This window comes from Nocardioides sp., from assembly GCF_035481145.1.
Lineage (GTDB): Bacteria > Actinomycetota > Actinomycetes > Propionibacteriales > Nocardioidaceae > Nocardioides.
The window spans coordinates 1-1652 of record NZ_DATIHB010000173.1; the positions used below are offsets into that span (position 1 = coordinate 1).

Annotated in this window: 1 protein-coding gene; it reads left to right on the plus strand. The window is 70.0% G+C overall.

Translation table 11 applies throughout. From position 1 onward, the window contains the following. On the plus strand, positions 1 to 1652 hold a 1652-nt coding region (locus tag VLF38_RS14400), incomplete at both ends, for a class I tRNA ligase family protein (protein ID WP_325271932.1).

Consider the following 1652-nt stretch of genomic DNA (forward strand, 5'->3'; position numbering starts at 1 on the left):
CTCGCGCACAACGAGCAGATCCGCTGGACCCCCGACCACATCCAGCACGGCCAGTTCGGCAAGTGGCTGGAGAACGCCCGCGACTGGTCGATCACCCGCAACCGCTTCTGGGGCTCGCCGGTGCCGGTGTGGAAGTCCGACGACGAGCACTACCCGCGCATCGACGTCTACGGGTCCTTCGAGGAGATCGAGCGCGACTTCGGCACGCTGCCCCGCGACAAGGACGGCAACCCCGACCTGCACCGCCCCTTCGTCGACGAGCTGACCCGGCCCAACCCCGACGACCCGACCGGGAAGTCCACGATGCGCCGCGTCACCGACGTCCTCGACGTGTGGTTCGACTCCGGCTCGATGTCGTTCGCGCAGAACCACTACCCGTTCGAGAACGCCGACTGGTTCGAGGCGAACTTCCCGGCCGACTTCATCGTCGAGTACATCGGCCAGACCCGCGGCTGGTTCTACACGATGCACGTCCTGGCCGGTGCGATCTTCGACCGCCCGGCGTTCTCGACGTGCCTGAGCCACGGCATCGTGCTCGGCAACGACGGCCAGAAGATGTCCAAGTCCCTGCGCAACTACCCCGACGTGCGCGAGGTCTTCGACCGCGACGGCGCCGACGCGATGCGCTGGTTCCTCATGTCGAGCCCGATCCTGCGCGGCGGCAACCTCGTCGTCACCGAGCAGGGCATCCGCGACTCCGTGCGCCAGGTGCTGATCCCGCTGTGGAACAGCTGGTCCTTCTTCAGCCTGTACGCCAACGCGGCGAAGGGCGGCGAGGGCCACGACGCCACCTGGCGCACCGACAGCGCGAACCCGATGGACCGCTACATCCTGGCCAAGCTGCGCGACTACGTCGCCGCGATGACCGACCAGCTCGACAACTACGAGGTCGCCGCGGCGTGCGACTCGACGCGCGGCTTCCTCGACGTGCTCACCAACTGGTACATCCGCCGCTCGCGCGACCGATTCTGGGACGAGGACGCGGACGCGTTCGACACCCTCTACACCGTGCTCGAGGTGGTCTGCCGCGTCACCGCTCCGCTGATGCCGCTGACGACCGAGGAGGTCTGGCGCGGCCTGACCGGCGAGCGCTCGGTGCACCTCACCGACTGGCCGTCCGCCGACGACCTGCCGGCCGACGAGTCGCTCGTCGCCTCGATGGACACCGTCCGGGACGTCTGCTCGGCCGGCTCCGCGCTGCGCAAGGCCGCCAACCTCCGCAACCGCCTGCCGCTGTCCGGGCTGACCGTCGTGAGCGACGCCGACCTCACCGGCTTCGAGTCGCTGGTCGCCGACGAGCTCAACCTCAAGGCCGTCACGCTGCTCGCGTCCGACGCCCCCGAGGCGGAGTCGTACGGCGTCTCGCAGCGCCTCACCGTCAACGCCCGCGCCGCCGGACCGCGGCTCGGCAAGGACGTCCAGCTCGCGATCAAGGGCTCGAAGTCGGGTGACTGGTCGGTGGCCGAGGACGGCACCGTCACCGCGGGCGGCCTCGCACTGGTCGAGGGGGAGTACGCCCTGGAGACCGTCGCCGGGTCCTCCGACGACGACACGGCGATCGGCATGCTGCCGCGCGGCGGGTTCGTCGTCCTCGACACGGCCGTGACGCCGGAGCTCGAGGCCGAGGGCACCGCGCGCGACCTGGTGCGTGC